11 protein-coding genes are annotated in these 16,649 nt (G+C 64.7%); 5 read left to right on the plus strand and 6 right to left on the minus strand.

The genetic code is table 11. From position 1 onward, the window contains the following. Positions 1–117: 117 nt before the first annotated feature. The 3 genes from ACFWEM_RS12965 to ACFWEM_RS12975 all read left to right on the plus strand — a co-directional run bounded on the left by ACFWEM_RS12965 (position 118) and on the right by ACFWEM_RS12975 (position 3,897). On the plus strand, positions 118–1,518 hold the full coding sequence (locus tag ACFWEM_RS12965) for a zinc-dependent metalloprotease (protein WP_378533993.1): 1,401 nt from the start codon (positions 118–120) through the stop codon (positions 1,516–1,518). A gap of 101 nt (positions 1,519–1,619) precedes the next feature. Continuing rightward, positions 1,620–2,549, plus strand: a complete 930-nt coding sequence (locus ACFWEM_RS12970) for a hypothetical protein (RefSeq protein ID WP_378533995.1) — start codon at positions 1,620–1,622, stop codon at positions 2,547–2,549. A 4-nt stretch (positions 2,550–2,553) separates the two neighbouring features. Further along, positions 2,554–3,897 carry an ABC1 kinase family protein gene (locus ACFWEM_RS12975; RefSeq protein ID WP_378533997.1) on the plus strand — a complete coding sequence of 448 codons (1,344 nt, stop codon included), beginning with the start codon at positions 2,554–2,556 and terminating at the stop codon, positions 3,895–3,897. A gap of 5 nt (positions 3,898–3,902) precedes the next feature. Here ACFWEM_RS12975 and ACFWEM_RS12980 read toward each other — a convergent pair whose 3' ends face one another. Together ACFWEM_RS12980 and ACFWEM_RS12985 are read right to left on the minus strand one after the other, a co-directional pair. Further along, a complete protein-coding gene (locus tag ACFWEM_RS12980; RefSeq protein ID WP_378533999.1) occupies positions 3,903–4,226 on the minus strand; it encodes a WhiB family transcriptional regulator in 324 nt (107 codons plus the stop codon). A gap of 513 nt (positions 4,227–4,739) precedes the next feature. Then, on the minus strand, positions 4,740–6,878 hold the full coding sequence (locus ACFWEM_RS12985) for an ATP-dependent DNA helicase UvrD2 (RefSeq protein ID WP_378534001.1): 2,139 nt from the start codon (positions 6,876–6,878) through the stop codon (positions 4,740–4,742). Between the two features lie 103 nt (positions 6,879–6,981). Between ACFWEM_RS12985 and ACFWEM_RS12990 the strand changes: the two genes are divergently transcribed. Further along, positions 6,982–7,239, plus strand: coding sequence for a mycoredoxin (locus ACFWEM_RS12990; RefSeq protein ID WP_003942350.1), 258 nt, complete (start codon positions 6,982–6,984; stop codon positions 7,237–7,239). Between the two features lie 30 nt (positions 7,240–7,269). Here the strand turns inward: ACFWEM_RS12990 and nudC are convergent, their stop codons facing one another. Both nudC and ACFWEM_RS13000 read right to left on the minus strand, forming a co-directional pair. Next, positions 7,270–8,169 carry an NAD(+) diphosphatase gene (gene nudC, locus ACFWEM_RS12995; protein WP_378534003.1) on the minus strand — a complete coding sequence of 300 codons (900 nt, stop codon included), beginning with the start codon at positions 8,167–8,169 and terminating at the stop codon, positions 7,270–7,272. A gap of 38 nt (positions 8,170–8,207) precedes the next feature. Then, a complete protein-coding gene (locus ACFWEM_RS13000) occupies positions 8,208–9,275 on the minus strand; it encodes a potassium channel family protein (RefSeq protein WP_378449194.1) in 1,068 nt (355 codons plus the stop codon). A 156-nt stretch (positions 9,276–9,431) separates the two neighbouring features. Between ACFWEM_RS13000 and ACFWEM_RS13005 the strand changes: the two genes are divergently transcribed. Then, positions 9,432–9,833: a hypothetical protein gene (locus ACFWEM_RS13005; protein WP_378449195.1), complete on the plus strand. Its 402-nt coding sequence runs from the start codon at positions 9,432–9,434 to the stop codon at positions 9,831–9,833. On the opposite strand, the gene ACFWEM_RS13010 is transcribed toward ACFWEM_RS13005, so the two are convergent. Both ACFWEM_RS13010 and ACFWEM_RS13015 read right to left on the minus strand, forming a co-directional pair. Next, entirely contained in the window at positions 9,830–13,222 is a 3,393-nt protein-coding gene (locus ACFWEM_RS13010; protein WP_378534005.1) for an ATP-dependent helicase, read from the minus strand. The two genes, ACFWEM_RS13005 and ACFWEM_RS13010, sit on opposite strands and share 4 nt — an antisense overlap. After that, entirely contained in the window at positions 13,223–16,600 is a 3,378-nt protein-coding gene (locus ACFWEM_RS13015; protein ID WP_378534007.1) for an ATP-dependent helicase, read from the minus strand. It abuts the gene before it with no gap. Positions 16,601–16,649: the final 49 nt, after the last annotated feature.

The following is a 16,649-nucleotide window of genomic DNA, read 5'->3' on the forward strand; positions in this document are numbered from 1 at the left end:
CAGAGTAAAGCGCGAAGGCGCCGGAGCACCGATCGCACCGCCTGAGCGCCGTGCGTGTTCGCCGTCAGCGTGACTCGGAGGGCGACTCCGACCGCTCGAGCCTTGTACCGTTGAGGTATGAGCAATATGCCGTTCGGCTTCTCCAACTCCGACGACGATCCCGATCGCGACAAGAACGCGGCGGGTGGCAATCCGTTCGGGGGTGGTGACATGCCGTTCGGGTTCGGCGCGGGCGGTGAGGGATTCGATCCGGCTCAACTCGGCCAGATGCTTACCCAGTTCGGTCAGATGCTGAGCGGAATGGGCTCGTCGATGGGCCAGGGCGATTCGTCCGGCCCGGTGAACTACGACATCGCCAAGAAGCTGGCACGCCAACAGATCGGGTCGGTCACACCGATCACCGAGGGCAACGTCAAGGCGATCGCCGATGCAGCGCATCTGGCAGAGATGTGGCTGGACGCCGCGACAACGCTCCCCGCCGGAGCGAGCCGCACCCTCGCCTGGACTCCGAATGACTGGCTCGACAACACGATCGACACGTGGAAACGACTCTGTGATCCGGTAGCCGAGAAGGTAGCTGGCATGTGGGTCCAGGGACTTCCCGCCGAAGCGCAGCAGATGGCGGGCCCGATGCTGGGCATGCTAGGCCAGATGGGCGGACTCGCGTTCGGCTCGCAATTGGGCCAGGCACTGGGTCAACTGTCCACCGAGGTGCTCTCCTCCACGGACATCGGCTTGCCCCTCGGACCCGAAGGCACCGCGGCCCTTCTCCCCGCTGCGGTTCAGGCTTTCAGTGAGGGTCTCGAACAGCCGCATCAGGAAGTTCTCGTGTTCCTCGCCGCGCGGGAAGCAGCTCATCAGCGCCTCTACAGTCACGTTCCGTGGCTGCGCCAGCGCGTCCTCGCGACAGTCGAGGAGTACGCCCGCGGGATCACGATGGACTTCTCGGCGATGGAAGAATTCGCCAAGGACCTCGACCCGTCTGCTCTCACCGATCCGAGCAAGCTCGAAGCGCTGATGCAGCAGGGCACGTTCGAGCCGCAGAACACACCGGAGCAGAAGGCCGCTCTCGAGCGTCTCGAGACACTGCTTGCGCTGGTCGAAGGTTGGGTGGAGACCGTCGTCACCGCCGCACTCGGCGAGCGACTGCCCGGTGTCGCCGCGATGAGCGAGACGTTGCGGCGGCGCCGTGCCACCGGTGGACCGGCCGAACAGACGTTTGCGACGCTCGTCGGACTGGAACTTCGTCCTCGTAAGGTCCGGGAAGCGGCCGGATTGTGGCAGAAGCTCACTGCGGAAGCCGGTATGGATACTCGTGACGGCGTCTGGTCACATCCCGACCTCATGCCCGATTCGAGCGATCTCGACGCACCGGACGGGTTTGTCGCCCGTGTCCTCGGCGGCGGCGAAGCCGGCAATTTCGACGACCCGATCGCCCAGCTCGAAGCCGTCGAGGCAAAAGAGCGTGCGGCTGAGGCTGCGATGGACAAGACCCGCGAGGACGACGAAGAGAAGTAATTCCTTCTCGACACATTTTCGCAGTTCAGCCAAGCTGACGGCCTGTGGATAACTGTCGCTGAAGCGGACTCTCCGGCCGCGCGTCATGCCAGCATCGAGCGATGACCGGTGACACGCAGAACAGCGCGATACACGACAGCACGACACAGAACACACAGCGATCCGTGGGACCCCGATGGGATCCACGGATCGCTGTTCTGTCACGCCCGGACGGTCGGCTGCAGCTGGGATGGACACCCGGACGCGCCGTCCTGCTGACGCTGCCTGTCGGGGTCGATGCGCGGGCGGTGAAGTCCATCCTTCGCACGATGGACGGCTCGAGATCACGCGCCACCATCCTCTGGGAAGCGTCGAAGCGCGGGATTTCGACGTCGGTGACGGAGGCGTTGCTCGACCAACTCGCCGATTCCGGATTCGTCCACACTTCCGGCACAAGCGCCGCGTCCGTCCGGATCCACGGCGTCGGCCCTCTCTCGGACGCCGTCGAGCGAGCCCTCGTGACCGGCGGGATCACCACGCGACGCTCGCGGGGCTACCGCAATACCGACGTCGTGCGCACGTGGAACGAACAACTGGTTGTCTTGGCCGACGACGTCGTCACAGATCCTCGCTTGGTCAGCGATCTCGTTCGATGCGGACTCCCCCACCTTTCCGTCCGCATCCGGGACGGCAACGGTGTGGTCGGCCCTCTAGTCCTGCCGGGTCAGTCGAGTTGCCTGCGGTGCGCCGACATCATCCGATCCGAACTCGACCCTCATTGGCTTCATCTGTCCGCGCAGCTACTCGGCAGCGCGGGCCACGCGGAATCGGCGATGATCCATGCAAGCGTCGCGCTGGCCCTGGCCGAGATCGACGCGGCTCTCGGTGTGGTGGACCGGCACGGTGCAACATCCGCAGCCAGTCTGTCGTCGACGCTCGAGATCGCGCTCCGTCCGTATCGAATCACAACGAGGCGCTGGCCTCGGCAAATATCCTGCAGTTGCCAATACCTGGCACCTGTTTCGGGCAAAGGGCGCCCCAGTCAGACATGATGGTGTGGTGTCCGAGATCCCACGCAAGAGTTCTGCCCGAACTGCCAAACTCGCGAGCATCCCCCTGGGGATGGCCGGTCGCGCCGCCATGGGCTTCGGACGCAAGCTCGCCGGCGGCGACAAAGGAGAGATCGACGCACAGTTGAGCGCGAAGGCTGCCGAGCAATTGTTCGCGGTGCTGGGTGAGCTCAAGGGTGGCGCGATGAAGCTGGGGCAAGCGCTCAGCGTCATGGAGGCGGCTATTCCGGAGGAATTCGCGGAACCGTACCGTGAGTCGCTGAACAAGCTCCAGGCCGCTGCCCCGCCGCTGCCGACCAAGCAAGTACACAAGATGCTCGATCAGCAACTCGGAACCAAGTGGCGCGATCGATTCCAGTCGTTCGACGACGAACCGACCGCGTCGGCAAGCATCGGGCAGGTTCACCGTGCGGTCTGGGCGGACGGCCGCGACGTAGCCGTGAAAGTTCAGTACCCCGGCGCCGACGAAGCTCTTCGCGCCGATCTCAAGACCTTGGGCAGATTTGCCGGCCTGTTCGGTTCGGTCATGCCCGGTGTCGACGTGCGACCCGTGATCGAGGAGTTCACCGCCCGCACGGAGGAAGAACTCGACTATCGGATCGAGGCGAACAATCAGCGAGCATTCGCGAAAGAATTCGACGGGGATCCGCAATTCGTGATCCCGCACGTCGTTGCGAGCGCGCCGAAAGTAGTCGTGACCGAATGGATGACGGCGACCCCGTTGACCAGAATCATCGAAAGTGGAACGCCGGATCAGCGCAATGCTGCCGGTGCGCTACTCGCCGAGTTCCACTTCGCGTCTCCGGCACGCGTCGGCTTGCTCCACTGTGATCCGCACCCCGGCAACTTCATGCTTCTCGAGGACGGCCGACTCGGCGTCATCGACTTCGGTGCTGCAGCGCCGTTCCCGAACGGATTGCCACGGGTTCTCGGGACGATGGTGCGCTTGGCGGTCGAGGAACAATTCGACGAGTTGACGGAGTTGTTGCGCGCCAACGGTTTCGTGATTCCCGGTCGCACGGTGACCGACAAGGAAATCGCAGATTACCTGCGCCCGTTCACCGACCCGATCCAGACCGAGTCATTTCACTTCACTCGGTCATGGCTGCAAAAGGCCGCCGGAACCGCCACTGACTTCAACAGTGCGCAGTTCCGAACGGCCCGTGCACTCAACCTTCCGGCCGAGTATTTGATGATTTTCCGTGTTCTTCTCGGTTCGGTCGGCATATGCGCCCAGTTGGACGCATATGCCCCGTACATGGAAATCCTGACTCGTTGGTTGCCAGGGTTCGCGGAGCCGGATCTGGATGAAACCGGCTCCGCCGAATAGAGCTCTCACGCGCACACGAGTTGCTTGCGTGGGCGCCCCCTCGGTCTCTTGCGCGCTATGACGGCCCCCTGATCGAGTATCTCGCCTCCCCACACCCCCCAGGGCTCGGCGCGGTCGAGAGCCGCACTGAGACAACGGGAACGGATGGGGCACTGCGCGCACAGTGCCTTGGCCTGCTCGAGTTCGGCCGGAGCTTCGGCGAACCAGAGATCGGGGTTGGATGCCCGGCACGGCAGGTCGCGGCGGGTGGACGCGACCTCGATGAATGTCACTGCAGCCGAAGTGACGTCGGTGGATGTTGCTGCAGTGGTGGAGTTTTCGGATTCCACGCGGATTGTCTGGGCAGACAACTCGGTCTCCTAGTGCTCGGATGCGAAACTGTGTCGCACGATATGGGTTCGATGGGTGCGAACCTGAGCCGAGTCGGAAACCAGATCAAGAGGGGTATCCAACACAAAGGCCACGGTCCGCAGGGGCTGCGGGTCCGTGGCCGTAAGTGAACGGATGTGTCCTACCGAGAAATACCTCGATGGCTTAAGAACACGGACTCGACAGCTGCTTTCTTTGCTGCTGATTGAGGGCGCAGGCGGAACGCATGCTGCGCCCATCCCGCTGCACGCGGCAGCATGGGGGCGGCAACAGCGAACTTTGCGCTTGCGCACGCTTCGTAAGAGATCAAGTTCGTCATTTATTTGCCACCTCCATTTCGTGTCGGTCCGGATAGTTTCTGCGCACAGGTTGCCCCGTAACACTGAAAACCAGAGTAGAGAATCTCTCGAATCTGCACAACCTATTTTTGACCTGCGGTTATGTAACTCACGGTTGTCGTTTCAGATGTGTTGTCAGATATCGAGTGTTGCTGCTCGGAGTTCACCGCGAATGACAGCAAGTACGTCTTCGCCGAAATTGTCGAGTTTCTTCGGCCCGATTCCGGGAATCGAGACCAGTCCACGATTGTCTTGTGGTCGTTGTTCGGCAATAGCCATCAGTGTGTTGTCACTGAAGACGACATAGGCCGGAACTTTGAGTTCACGGGATTTGTCCAGACGCCAGGCCTTGAGATGTTCGAGCAATTCCAGGTCGACATTGGACGGGCACTTCTCGCAGCGTCCGAGCATTGTCGCCGACGTCCCGATCAGCGGTTTACCGCACACGCGGCAGCGCGGACGCTTCTTGTTCCCCGACGACGGCGCGGCGACGCGCGAGGCAGGCGAGTCCTCCGGGACGAGTCCGTTGAGGAATCTCGACCGGCGACGGGACTTGCGTCCGCCCTCGTTGCGGGCCAGCGCCCACGACAGCTGCAGATGCTCACGAGCGCGGGTCACCCCCACGTAGAGAAGCCGACGCTCCTCCTCCACTGCTACGTCGTCGGCGCCCGAATTGGCGTCGCCGAGAACGTGTTGGATCGGCAGGGTGCCGTCGTTGAGGCCGACCAGGAACACCGCATCCCATTCGAGTCCCTTGGCCGCGTGGAGCGAAGCCAGCGTCACGCCCTGCACTGTCGGTGGGTGCCGCGCCTCGGCTCGGGCCGTGAGCTCCTGCAGGAGCCCGGTGAGCGTGAGTTCGGGTTCATGGACGAGTTGTTCTTCGGTCAGCGCCACGAGAGCCGAGAGCGACGCCCAGCGTTCGCGTGCCTGAGTACCCGAAGGCTCCTCGTTGGTCAGGCCGAGCGGAGCGAGTACGGCGCGAACGAGTGAGACCAGCGCTTCGCCGTTGTCTGCACCTTCGGGGAGGTCGTCGCGTCCGGCAGCCTGGCGCAGCGCCGCCACTGCCTGACGGACCTCGGTGCGAGTGAAGAAGCCCTCTCCACCGCGCACCTGGAACGGGATGCCGAGCTTGGTGAGCGCCTGCTCGTGCGCCTCGGACTGGGCATTGATCCGGTACAGAACAGCGATCTCGGCGGCGGGGGTGCCTGCCGCGATCAGCCGTTTGATCGCCCGCGCAACGCCGAGCGCCTCGGCCGGCTCGTCGTCGAACTCCATGAACTCCGGCTCGGGCCCCGGTGCGCGCTGCCCGATCAGCTGCAGACGCGTCCCGGCGATCCGCCCGCGTGCCGCACCGATCACGCGGTTCGCCAACGACACGACCTCAGGTGTGGAGCGGTAGTCGCGTTCGAGCCGGACGACGGTCGCCTCGGGGAATTTGCGGGAGAAGTCCAACAGGTAGTTCGGGGTGGCTCCGGTGAAGGAGTAGATGGTCTGATTCGCATCGCCCACCACGGTCAGGTCGTCGCGGTCCCCCAGCCAGGCGTCGAGCACACGCTGCTGAAGTGGGGTGACGTCCTGATACTCGTCCACAACGAAGCAGCGATAGCGCTCGCGGAACTCGTCGGCGACCGTCGAATGCTCTTCGAGAGCTGCCGCTGTGTGAAGTAGGAGATCGTCGAAGTCCAGGAGCATGCCGTCCTGGCCGCGTGCTTTCAGCTCTTCGTATGCCGCATAAACCTGGGCCACCTTGGTGGCGTCGACCGGTGCCTCACGGCGAATCTTGGCGATCGCCCGTGGGTAGTCCTCCGGCGCGATCAGCGAAGCCTTCGACCATTCGATCTCGCTGGCGAGGTCCCGGACGCTTTCAGTGCTGGTGGACAATCCCACCCGAGCTGCGGCGCTACTGACAACTGCGAACTTTCGGTCGAGCAGACGCCAGGGCGTGTCACCGACAACCTGCGGCCAGAAGTACTTCAGTTGCCGCAGAGCAGCGGCGTGAAAGGTTCGAGCCTGGACCTGCGGCCCACTTCCGCCGACGCCCAGTTCACGGAGACGCCCACGCATTTCCCCGGCCGCACGAGCGGTGAATGTCACGGCAAGCACCTGACCGGCCGACACATGACCGTCGGCAACCAGATGAGCGATCCGACGTGTAATGGTGCGGGTTTTGCCTGTTCCAGCGCCCGCGAGGACGCACACCGGGCCGCGTGGCGCGAGCACGGCGGCCGATTGTTCTGGATCCAGTCCGGTGTCCGCAGGCATGGGCACCATCATGGCAGGACGTTCCGACACTCCAATCGCCGCGCCCGACGGTATGTGGGCAAGAGAACACGGGCCGATACGGAACAACGCTCTCGGTCGTGGTGTTATATCGGCCGTGACTTCTACCGAAAACGCGCCTGCCCTGACCATCTACTCGACCACGTGGTGCGGCTACTGCCGCCGCCTCAAGACGCAGCTCAACGCGTCGGGGATCGAGTACACCGAGATCGACATCGAGAACGATCCGGCAGCAGCTGACTTTGTCGGCAGCGTCAACGGTGGCAATCACGTCGTTCCGACCGTGAAGTACGGCGACGGCAGCGTCGCGACCAACCCGTCGCTCAACCAGGTCAAGCAGGCTCTGGGTCTGTAGGTCTTCTCCGGCTGCTACTTGACCCAGCCCCTATTTGACCCAGCTCTCGAGCATTCCGCGAGCGATGGAGATCGATCCGGGCAGCAGCAACGGCGCGTCCGCTTCCGAACCCCAGTCGCCGAGTTCGAGAGCGGCGCGCACCTCGTCCTTGGTGAACCAGGTGCCCTCGGCGATCTCGCCGTCTGCGAACAGCAGCGGAGCGGCGGGATCGCCGATTGCGGCAAATCCCAACATCACCGAGCGCGGGAACGGCCAGGGCTGGCTGCCGAGGTATCGGACGCTGTGCACGTCGATACCGACCTCTTCCTTGATCTCGCGGACAACACACGTTTCGAGCGACTCCCCGGCCTCGACGAATCCCGCGAGAATCGAGAAACGCCGCTGCGGCCAGGTCGGCTGACGCGCGAGCAGAACTCGATCGCCGCCGTCGTGCACCAGGCAGATGACCGCCGGATCGGTTCGGGGAAACTCCTCGTGGCCCGTGGACGTGGAGATGCGAGACCAGCCGGACATGGTGGGCTCACTCGGTGCGCCGTCGATAGCGCTGAATCCGGCACTGTCGTGCCAGTTGAGAATCGCGACGGCACCGGTCAGCAGGCCGGCGTCCGCGTCGTCGAGTGTTCCGCCGAGCATCCGCAATTCGGACAACGTGCCCGCCAGCAGCGACACCCGCACTGCCCACACGTGGCGATTCTCGCGAATTCCCAGGAACACCGCACCGCGCACCGGTTCGGGTCCCAACTCGGTTGCCTCGGCGAAGACCAATTGACCTTCCGGCGACACCTTGACCTGCCCCCGTGAATTCACTCGTAGAAGCAGCGCATCCGTCCAGCCCGTGGTCAGTGCAGCGGCGTCCGACCGCAATTCCTCGGCGCGGCCGACGCTCGAACGTGAGAGCAGAGGTGTTTCGGTCAGCTGGAAGTCGTTCACGCTCACGACATTACTGCGCGCACGAAGCTCGGTAGCACTCAGTTCGTGACGCGGCGGATGTACAGCAGGCGATCGTTCTCCTCGACGGCGTCCACCTCGGGCGAACCGACGCGAACCAGGCGACCGTCGCGAACGACGCCGAGCACGATGTCGGAGAGATGACGCGGAGAGCCACCGACCTCGTCACGCTCGACAGCACGCTCGGCGATCGCGAATCCGGCTTCCGGAGTCAGCAGGTCTTCGATCATCTCCACGACGGTTGGCGTCGTGGTCGCGATGCCGAGGAGTCGGCCGGCCGTCTCCGACGAGACGACCACCGAGTCTGCGCCGGACTGACGCAGGAGATGCGCATTGTCGGCTTCACGGATGGCTGCGGCGATCTTGGCCTTCGGCGCAATTTCCCGAGCTGTCAGCGTCACGAGCACTGCGGTGTCGTCGCGGTTGGTTGCCACGATGATCGACGACGCATTCTGCGCGCCCGCCAACCGGAGTACATCCGATTTCGTAGCCGAACCGAATACCGTCACCAACCCCTTGCTGGCAGCGGAATCCAGCACGGCCTGATCGGTGTCGACGACCACGATCTCCGACGCCGGCACACCGTCCCCGAGCATGGCTTCGATTGCCGTGCGTCCCTTGGTTCCGTATCCGACGACGACGGTGTGATTACGCACGTGCTGCCTCCAACGCTGAATTTTGAACGCCTGACGCGAACTCTCGGTCAGAGCTGAAAGTGTGGTGCCGACCAACACGATCAAGAAGAAGATTCGAAGTGGCGTGATCAACAGGACGTTGACCAGGCGCGCGGACGGCGTGAACGGGGTGATGTCGCCGTAGCCGGTGGTCGAGAGCGAAACCGTCGCATAGTAGATGCAGTCGAGCAGGGAAAGTTCGTTGTCCTGAGCGTCACGGTAGCCCGCACGATCGATGTACACGATCAACACGGCGGCGCCGAGAGCACCCAATGCGATGAGAACTCGCTTGTAGATCGCCCGAGCTGGACTGGTCTGCAGCTGGGGAATTCGCAGCACCCCTACAAGGGCGAAGTCAGGTTGATCGGTCAATGCTTCCGACCTGGTCAAACGCGCCCGGAGCTTACCGGCCATACATCGACTCTCTCACTCGAACTTACGAAATACCTACACGGACATCGGCAGGCAGCGTAACCCTCGAAGATCGACTTCGGAACTCGGGCGCCGAATGGCGGACCGGTAGTGGTGCCGTTACTGGCAAGAAGGTCCACTGTGAGGCAGGCTGGGCAAATGCCTTTCACCAGTTCGACGTCCACTCCCAGCCAAGCAGCCGCTCTTCGTTTGTCGGCCATCCTTCTCGGCGCCGGGACCATGCATTTTGTTGCGCCCTCCTTCTTCGACAGCACCGTTCCCCGCCAGCTTCCCGGTCAGGCGCGCACCTACACGCAGGTGTCGGGCGTCGCGGAATTGGCGATCGGCGCGGCCTTGGCCGTGCCGAAGACTCGCAAGCTCGGTGCGGGCCTTGCCGCCGCGCTCTTTGTTGCCGTCTTCCCCGCCAACATTCAGATGGCGATCGACTGGTGCCGAAGCCCGAAGACGTCCACACCGCAGAAGATCGGTTCGATCGCACGTCTCCCCCTGCAGGTTCCGCTGGTGACCGAAGCGCTCAAGGCTCGTCGAAACGCCGGCTAGTCCTGCGCGCCTGCCGTTCGGATGAGGTGCGCGAGGGCCTCACCGTCCGGCAGGTTCTCGGGGGCGATGGTGCGACCCGATCGTACGTAGTGAAACGCCGCGCGCACCTTGTCTGCCGGGAACTGTTCGTTGCGCCCCGCCGAACGAGCTCTGGCCGACATCAATTCGGCCCAGGCCACTCGATACGCGGCCAACTGCATGACAACCGCGTCCTCGTTGGCGGCCGAAGGTTCGGCACCGGTCTTCCAGTCGATCACCGTCCAACCGCCGTCGGGGTCGGCGAACACGGCATCGATCCGGCCCCGCAGTACCGTTCCCGCGATAGAAGTCTCGAAGGGAACCTCCACTTCGATCGGGCTGCGATTGGCCCACGGGGACCGCAGGAATGCATCTTGAAGTTTCACCAGATCGGTCTCGGGGCCCGCGCCGGTATCCGCGGCGCCGGGTAGTTCGTCGAGATCCAACAGCCGGGTCGCACCGAACCTTCGCTCGATCCAGGCGTGAAAAGCCGTGCCTCGCCGAGCGAGCGGATTCGGTGGGTACGGCAGTGGTCTACGCAGTCGTGCCGCGAGTTCGTCCGGGTCGGCTTTGAGGTCGACGAGCTGAGTCACCGAAAGCTGTGCGGGGAGAATCACTTCGGCACGCGCGTTTGCCCGGGCTTCGCGCTCGGCCAAGAGAACGTCGACATCCGATGACCAGTTTTCCGGATCGTCCTCCGGTTCTTCCGTCTCTTCGCTGTCTTTCGGCAGCGAAGCGAGAGCGGACAGGACGCTCGCGGCTCCCGCCTCGACGGCCCCGCGGCGCGCACCCAGCGGATCGGGTGGCCACTGCGCCGTGCGGGGCGTGGAGGCCAACGGGTTCTCGGTGTCGGGTTCCGGTGCCGGCGCCCATTCCTCCACAACGCCGATCGCACCGCGTGAACCGTCTTCACCGGCGTCGTTTTCGGCAGTGACCATCTGATGCAGCTCGTCCAGGAACTCCGAAGGCCCCTTCGGTTCCGAACCGGATTCCGCCCAATGATGAGCCGAGATGAACAGTGCCCGTTCGGTTCTGGTCAACGCGACGTAGAACAATCGACGGTCCTCGTCCAGTCGACGGTTGGACAGTGCCTTCTTGTGAGCCGTTATCGCGTTCTCGAGGTCCTTGCGGTTGTACAACTCCTCGAGGTCGAGCACTGGCACGCCGTCCGCCGAATCCGCGTCGACCGCCCGGTCACCGCGCAACGACGGTGGCAGTTCGGCGAGCGCACCGAGCCAGGACCCGGACGCGGTGGACGAGGGGAACACGCCGTCGCTGACATGCGGGATCGCGACCACTTCCCATTCCAGCCCCTTCGCCGAGTGCACGGTCAAGATCTGCACGCGATCTGGCGCCACCTCCACCTCGCCCGGGGTCAGGCCCTTCTCGATCTGTTCGGCGGCCGCGAAGAATGCGAGCATCCCGGTCAGATTGGCCGTCGGACGCGTCGCGTAATTGGCGACGACGTCGGCAAACGCGTCGAGATGCTCACGGCCTGCGGTGCCGACGACACCGACTCGGGTCCGCGCTCCCGCCTCGATTCCGATACCGAGCACCCGCTCGACCTCCGCCACCAATTCGGTGAGCGGTTGGCCGATGCGTTCGCGCAACGACGCCAACTCTGCTGCTATCGCGTTGATGCGTGTGTACCCGAGGGCTGAATAGCGTTCTGCCGGACCTGGATCGGAGATCGAGTCGACCAAACCTGCTTGCTCGGCGTTCTCCCCCGGCAATGCATCGTGGACCGCCGAGGTGAGCGCCTCGGCGTCGGTGACCGCACCTGCCGTTCCGTATCCCGCGGAGATGGCGAGCTCGCGGGAGCGTTGCGAGAGTGCGGCGAGGTCCTTCGCCCCGATTTGCCATCTCGCTCCCGTGAGTAGCCGAACCGCTGCGCTGCCCGCCAGTGGATCGGCGACCACTCGGAGCATGGCGATCACGTCCGCCACCTCAGGTGTGTGCAGAAGCCCACCGAGGCCGACCACTTCGACCGGCAGACCTTTGGACCGCAGAGCTTCGGCCAGCGGGGCAGCGTCCGCGTTTCGGCGGATCAACACCGCTGCCGTGGGTGTCGGGCGGTCTTCGGCACGTGCCGCCTCGTATTCTTCGGCGATCTTCTCCGCCACCCACTGACGTTCCTGTTCGACGTCACCGAGCAACGCCAGTCGAACATCTCCGGCGACGGCTCCTGGCCGCGCACGAAGAGTGCTGACGGCCACGCCGCGTCGACGCAACGGCGCCGAAGACAGGTTGGCCAGCTCGAGAGCCTCCGGAGGGTTGCGCCAACTGGTGAGCAGTTCGAGTGTCGGAGCCGGCTTTCCGTTGGCGAGCGGGAAATCGGTTGCGAACCGAGGCAGGTTGGCCGCCGACGCGCCGCGCCAACCGTAGATCGACTGCATCGGATCGCCGACGGCCGTCAACGCCAACCGGCCGTCTGCTCCCCCACCGAACAACGACGACAACAACACTCGCTGAGCGTGGCCGGTGTCCTGGTACTCGTCGAGAAGAACCACCCGAAAGCGCTCACGCTCGGTCTGCCCGACCTCGGGGTGCTCGGAAGCGACCCGCGCCGACAGCGACATCTGACTTCCGAAGTCCAGTGCTCCTTCGCGCCGCAACGTCTCGCCAAGCCGGGCGACGAGGGGCAGTAGCTCGATGCGTTTGTGTTGCACATCAAGGTAATTCAGTAATTCCTTGCTGGGTCCGCCCCGCTGTTTCGGACCGGCAGGCAGAGTGTGAATCAGCTTGTCCAACTCGGTGTGGGCCTCGAGCAGCTGCTCGGGATCGACCAGATGCTCCGCCAATTGACCGGCAAGGGCCAGAACGGTTTCGGTGATCGACCCCGGATTTTTGTCGGTGTCCAGATCGCTGTCCCAGCCGCTCACGACGCGGTGCGCAACCTGCCACAGTTCGGTCTCGGACAGCAGCGTCGCCGAGGGTTCGATGGGCAACAGGAGTCCGTGTTCGGACAGCAACCGTCCCGCGTAAGCGTGGTAGGTACTGACTTCGGGTTCCCCGGCCAGAATCCGGGAACGCACTCCGCCGGTCGGGTCGAGTGCCCGCAGCACGTCCGAACCCGCCAGTCGCGCCAAGCGCTTGCGGATTCGCGACGTGAGCTGTTGCGCCGCTTTACGCGTGAAGGTCAATCCGAGAACGGCTTCGGGATCGACGAAGCCGTTGGCCACCAGCCACACGACGCGAGCAGCCATCGTCTCGGTCTTACCGGCACCGGCACCGGCGACCACCAATGTCGGACCGAGCGGTGCGGCGATCACTGCCGCCTGTTCCGGCGTCGGCGGGTGTTGGCCGAGCGCGACCGCGAGGTCGACAGGGTCGATCTTCGGTCGGCGTGCCTTCTGCGTCGCGGCAGCCACTTAGTTACTCACCTGTCGTCCCTCGTCGTGTGCCGGGCAACTCGAACGCACCGGGCAATGTCTACATCCGTCGTTGACCCTGGCCAGGTACTCGGGTCCTTGGGTCGCTGCCGCGGCGTTGTGAATGACGTCCCGCCACATCTCTACTGCTTCGGCAGTCAACGGCGGCTGAACTCGCTGCGCCGCACCGTCTTTCTTGTTGGACTTGGCCACGAATACCAGGCGTGCGCCGCCGGGTTGTGTCGCCGGTTCGCCTGCTATCGCGCCCTCGGCCGCTGCGACCTGGTACGCCGCCAGCTGCGCGTGAGATTGGGCGGCCTCGTTGCTGACGGGATTTCGCGCAGTCTTGACGTCGACGACGACCGGGCGTCCTTCGGTGTCACGCTCGAGCCGGTCGATACGGCCGCGAAGCTTGACTGCAGGCGCTCCTTCTTCGCGCGGTTCGAGGACCCCCTCGACCGCGACCTCGACGCCGACTTCGGTCAGTTCACCGCGAGTTGCGTTCATCCAGGCGGTGAAGGTCGCCAGCATCTCGCGCGTTCGATTGAGTTCGCGGCGCGAGTACCACTGCGAACCCAGATCGATCGACTCCCAGGCATTTTCGAGTGCCTTCTCGACCTGGTCCGGTGGTATCCGGCCGGCCAGCGCCTGCACCAAAGTATGGACCAGGGTGCCGGCGATCGCGTGAGTGTTGTCTCCGTCGCTGCCCCCATGACGCTCGAACACCCATCGGAGAGGGCAAGTTTCGAGAAGCTCGATGGTGGACGGCGAGAGTGACACCGGTCCGTCCTCGGGTTGCCACATGGGAGCAGCGGTGCTCGGCGCGGCTGTGCCGTACCACTGATCCGGATGAGCGCCTCGTACTCCGGCAGCAGCCAGACGCGCCAACTGGTGTGCGGCACGGGAGTGCTTCTCGGGGTCGAAATGCGCGATGTCGGGATCACACACCACGCTGCGAAGCTGTGCGACCAGTGCCGGCAGCGACAGAACCCGGGTATCTCCGGTCTCCGGTGCAACGACGTCGAGATCGGAAGTCGGGTCGTCCGAGTACGCGTCACCACGGATCAATTCGTCCACGAACCGCGAAGGCACCAGATCGGTGTCCCCCGAAGCCGATTCGACTGCGGTGATCAGCAGACGGCGACGAGCACGGCTACAGGCGACCAGGAACAACCTGCGTTCTTCGGCCAGCAGGGGCGCGGTTCGCGAGAGTCGTTCAGCAGCCGAGTCACTGCCGTCGGAGACTCCGTTGACCAGGTCGATCAGCGCTTCGGTGCGCAGCAGCGATCCGCGTGCCCGCAAACTCGGCCAGAGCCCTTCCTGCACACCCGCCACCGCCACGACGGCCCATTCGCGACCCGCCGCGGCGTGAGCGCTGACCACGGTGACGGCGTCCGGAGCGATGACCGATCGGCTCCGCGAGTCGGTCGGTATCTCCTGGCTGGTCAAGTAGTCGACAAAACCGGCGAGTTGCGAACGCGGCAGTCGGTCGACGTAGTTGGCGGCCGCGTCGAAGAGTGCGACGACGGCGTCCAGGTCGCGATCGGCTTGTGAGCCGATAGGACCCCCGCGCGCCGACGCAGCCGCCCAGCGCCGTTCCAGTCCCGTCGCCTGCCAGGCCGCCCAGAGAACTTCCTCGACCCCGAGACCACGTTCGAGAGGTACCCGGGCCTTGCGAAGGACCGACAGCACTCGATTCAGGGCGGCAGCCTCGACGTCCGTCAGTTTGCCCATGAGCCGCTTGGACTGCGCGCGATCCTCGTCGATCAGGATCAGCCGCAACAACTCCGACGAGTCCCGATCACTTCCCGACGCCAACTCGACGCGGCGCAGACCTCGACGCAACCGGCGCAGAGTGACCGGTTCGGCGCCGCCGATGGGGCCGGCCATCAGGGCCAGAGCGTCGTCTCCGGTGAACTGATCGCCGCCGAGCGCCCGAAGGACCAGCAACAGACCGGACACGCCGTGTTGTCTGGCGAGCGGCAATTCGGTGGCAGCAGTGGTGACGGGCACCCCCGCTGCGAGCAGGGCCCGCCGGAGAGGGGCAAGGGTGCGCGGGACCGACCGCACGACGACTGCCATGTCGGACCACGCAATCCCGTCCAGCAGATGCGCCCGGCGCAAGGTATCTGCGACAACGGCCGCTTCTTTGGCCGTCGTGCCGAGAACACGCACCGACGCCCGTCCGGGGTCGTCATCGGTGAGATCGGACGGAACCGCGATGCGGTGAGCGAGGTTGCCGGGCAGCCGCGCAGCGATCTTGGCCGAGATCGACGCGACGTCGGCATTGTTTCGAAACGTGGTGGGCAGGACGATCTGGCGCTCGTCTCCGCGCTCGGCGAGTCCGAGCAGGAACGCCGAATCCGCACCGCGGAACCCGAAGACCGACTGATCCGGATCGCCGGCGATCACAGTGCCTGCGGTTCCGGTTCCGATCAGTCGAACCAGTTGCGCCGCCTGGGGATCCAGGTGCTGCGCGTCGTCGACCAGGAGGTGCCGGATGCGGGCGCGCTCGGAGCGGAGCAGCTCGGGGTCGGTGGCAAACGCGGTCAGCGCGGCGCCGATCAACTCAGCTGCGTCCAGTGCCGGCGCTGTGGCCTCCGGAGCCTCGACGCCGACGCTTCCGCGCAGCAGCACACCCTGCTCGTAAGCCTCGGCGAACCGGCCGGCCGCCACCCACTCTGGTCGGCCGCGCTTCTTACCGAGCTTGACCAGATCTTCGGGACCGAGTCCGCGTTCGTTGGCACGCAGCATCAGGTCTCTGAGTTCGACGGCAAAGCCGTTCAAGCCCAGCGCGGGTCGCAGGCGCTCCGGCCACCGGAGTGCACCGTCTTCGATGTCGCCGCGCAACATCTCGCGCAGCACCGAATCCTGCTCGGCGCCGGTGATCAGGCGTGGCGGCGCGTTGCCGTGTGCTGCGGCTTGAAGCCGAAGAACGGCGAAGGCGTAGGAGTGAACGGTGCGGACCAACGGCTCACGAGTTGCCTGCGGTCCGCGTTCTTGTTCGTACCCGAGCAATCCGGCTGTGATCTGCTCACGGACCTGCGTCGCTGCCCGGCGTGACTGGGTGAGCACGAGGACCGATTCAGGATCTTCGCCACCGGAGATCTTCTGCACTGCCAGATCCACGAGAAGGGACGTCTTGCCGGTTCCTGGGCTGCCGAGCACCTGCCAGGGATTCCAGGCGGCCGCCGAGCCGAATGACGCGGAGCCGAATGACGCCGGGCCGAATGCGAGCTGAAACGGATCTTCTGACGGCGGAGCGAACAGCCGCGCCGTCCCTTCGTCCCACGTTCGGGGTATCGGAGACGGCGCAGTTCGGTGCACCAACCGCGCCCGCGGAATGGTGACCTTGCTGCGTGTTGCCGTCTCACTCACCCAGGCATTCCACCAGAGCGCACCGACAACTCATGCATCGCCCACATCC

Origin of the sequence: Rhodococcus sp. NPDC060176 (genome assembly GCF_042728675.1) — a bacterium.
In the GTDB taxonomy this organism is placed as follows: Bacteria; Actinomycetota; Actinomycetes; order Mycobacteriales; family Mycobacteriaceae; genus Rhodococcus_F.

Coding starts and splice junctions, on each gene's coding strand:
- ACFWEM_RS13000 (WP_378449194.1), bottom strand. CDS start 9,275: ATGGCCGGTAAGCTCCGGGCGCGTTTGACCAGGTCGGAAGCATTGACC.
- ACFWEM_RS12965 (WP_378533993.1), top strand. CDS start 118: ATGAGCAATATGCCGTTCGGCTTCTCCAACTCCGACGACGATCCCGAT.
- ACFWEM_RS12970 (WP_378533995.1), top strand. CDS start 1,620: ATGACCGGTGACACGCAGAACAGCGCGATACACGACAGCACGACACAG.
- ACFWEM_RS13005 (WP_378449195.1), top strand. CDS start 9,432: ATGCCTTTCACCAGTTCGACGTCCACTCCCAGCCAAGCAGCCGCTCTT.
- ACFWEM_RS12985 (WP_378534001.1), bottom strand. CDS start 6,878: ATGATGGTGCCCATGCCTGCGGACACCGGACTGGATCCAGAACAATCG.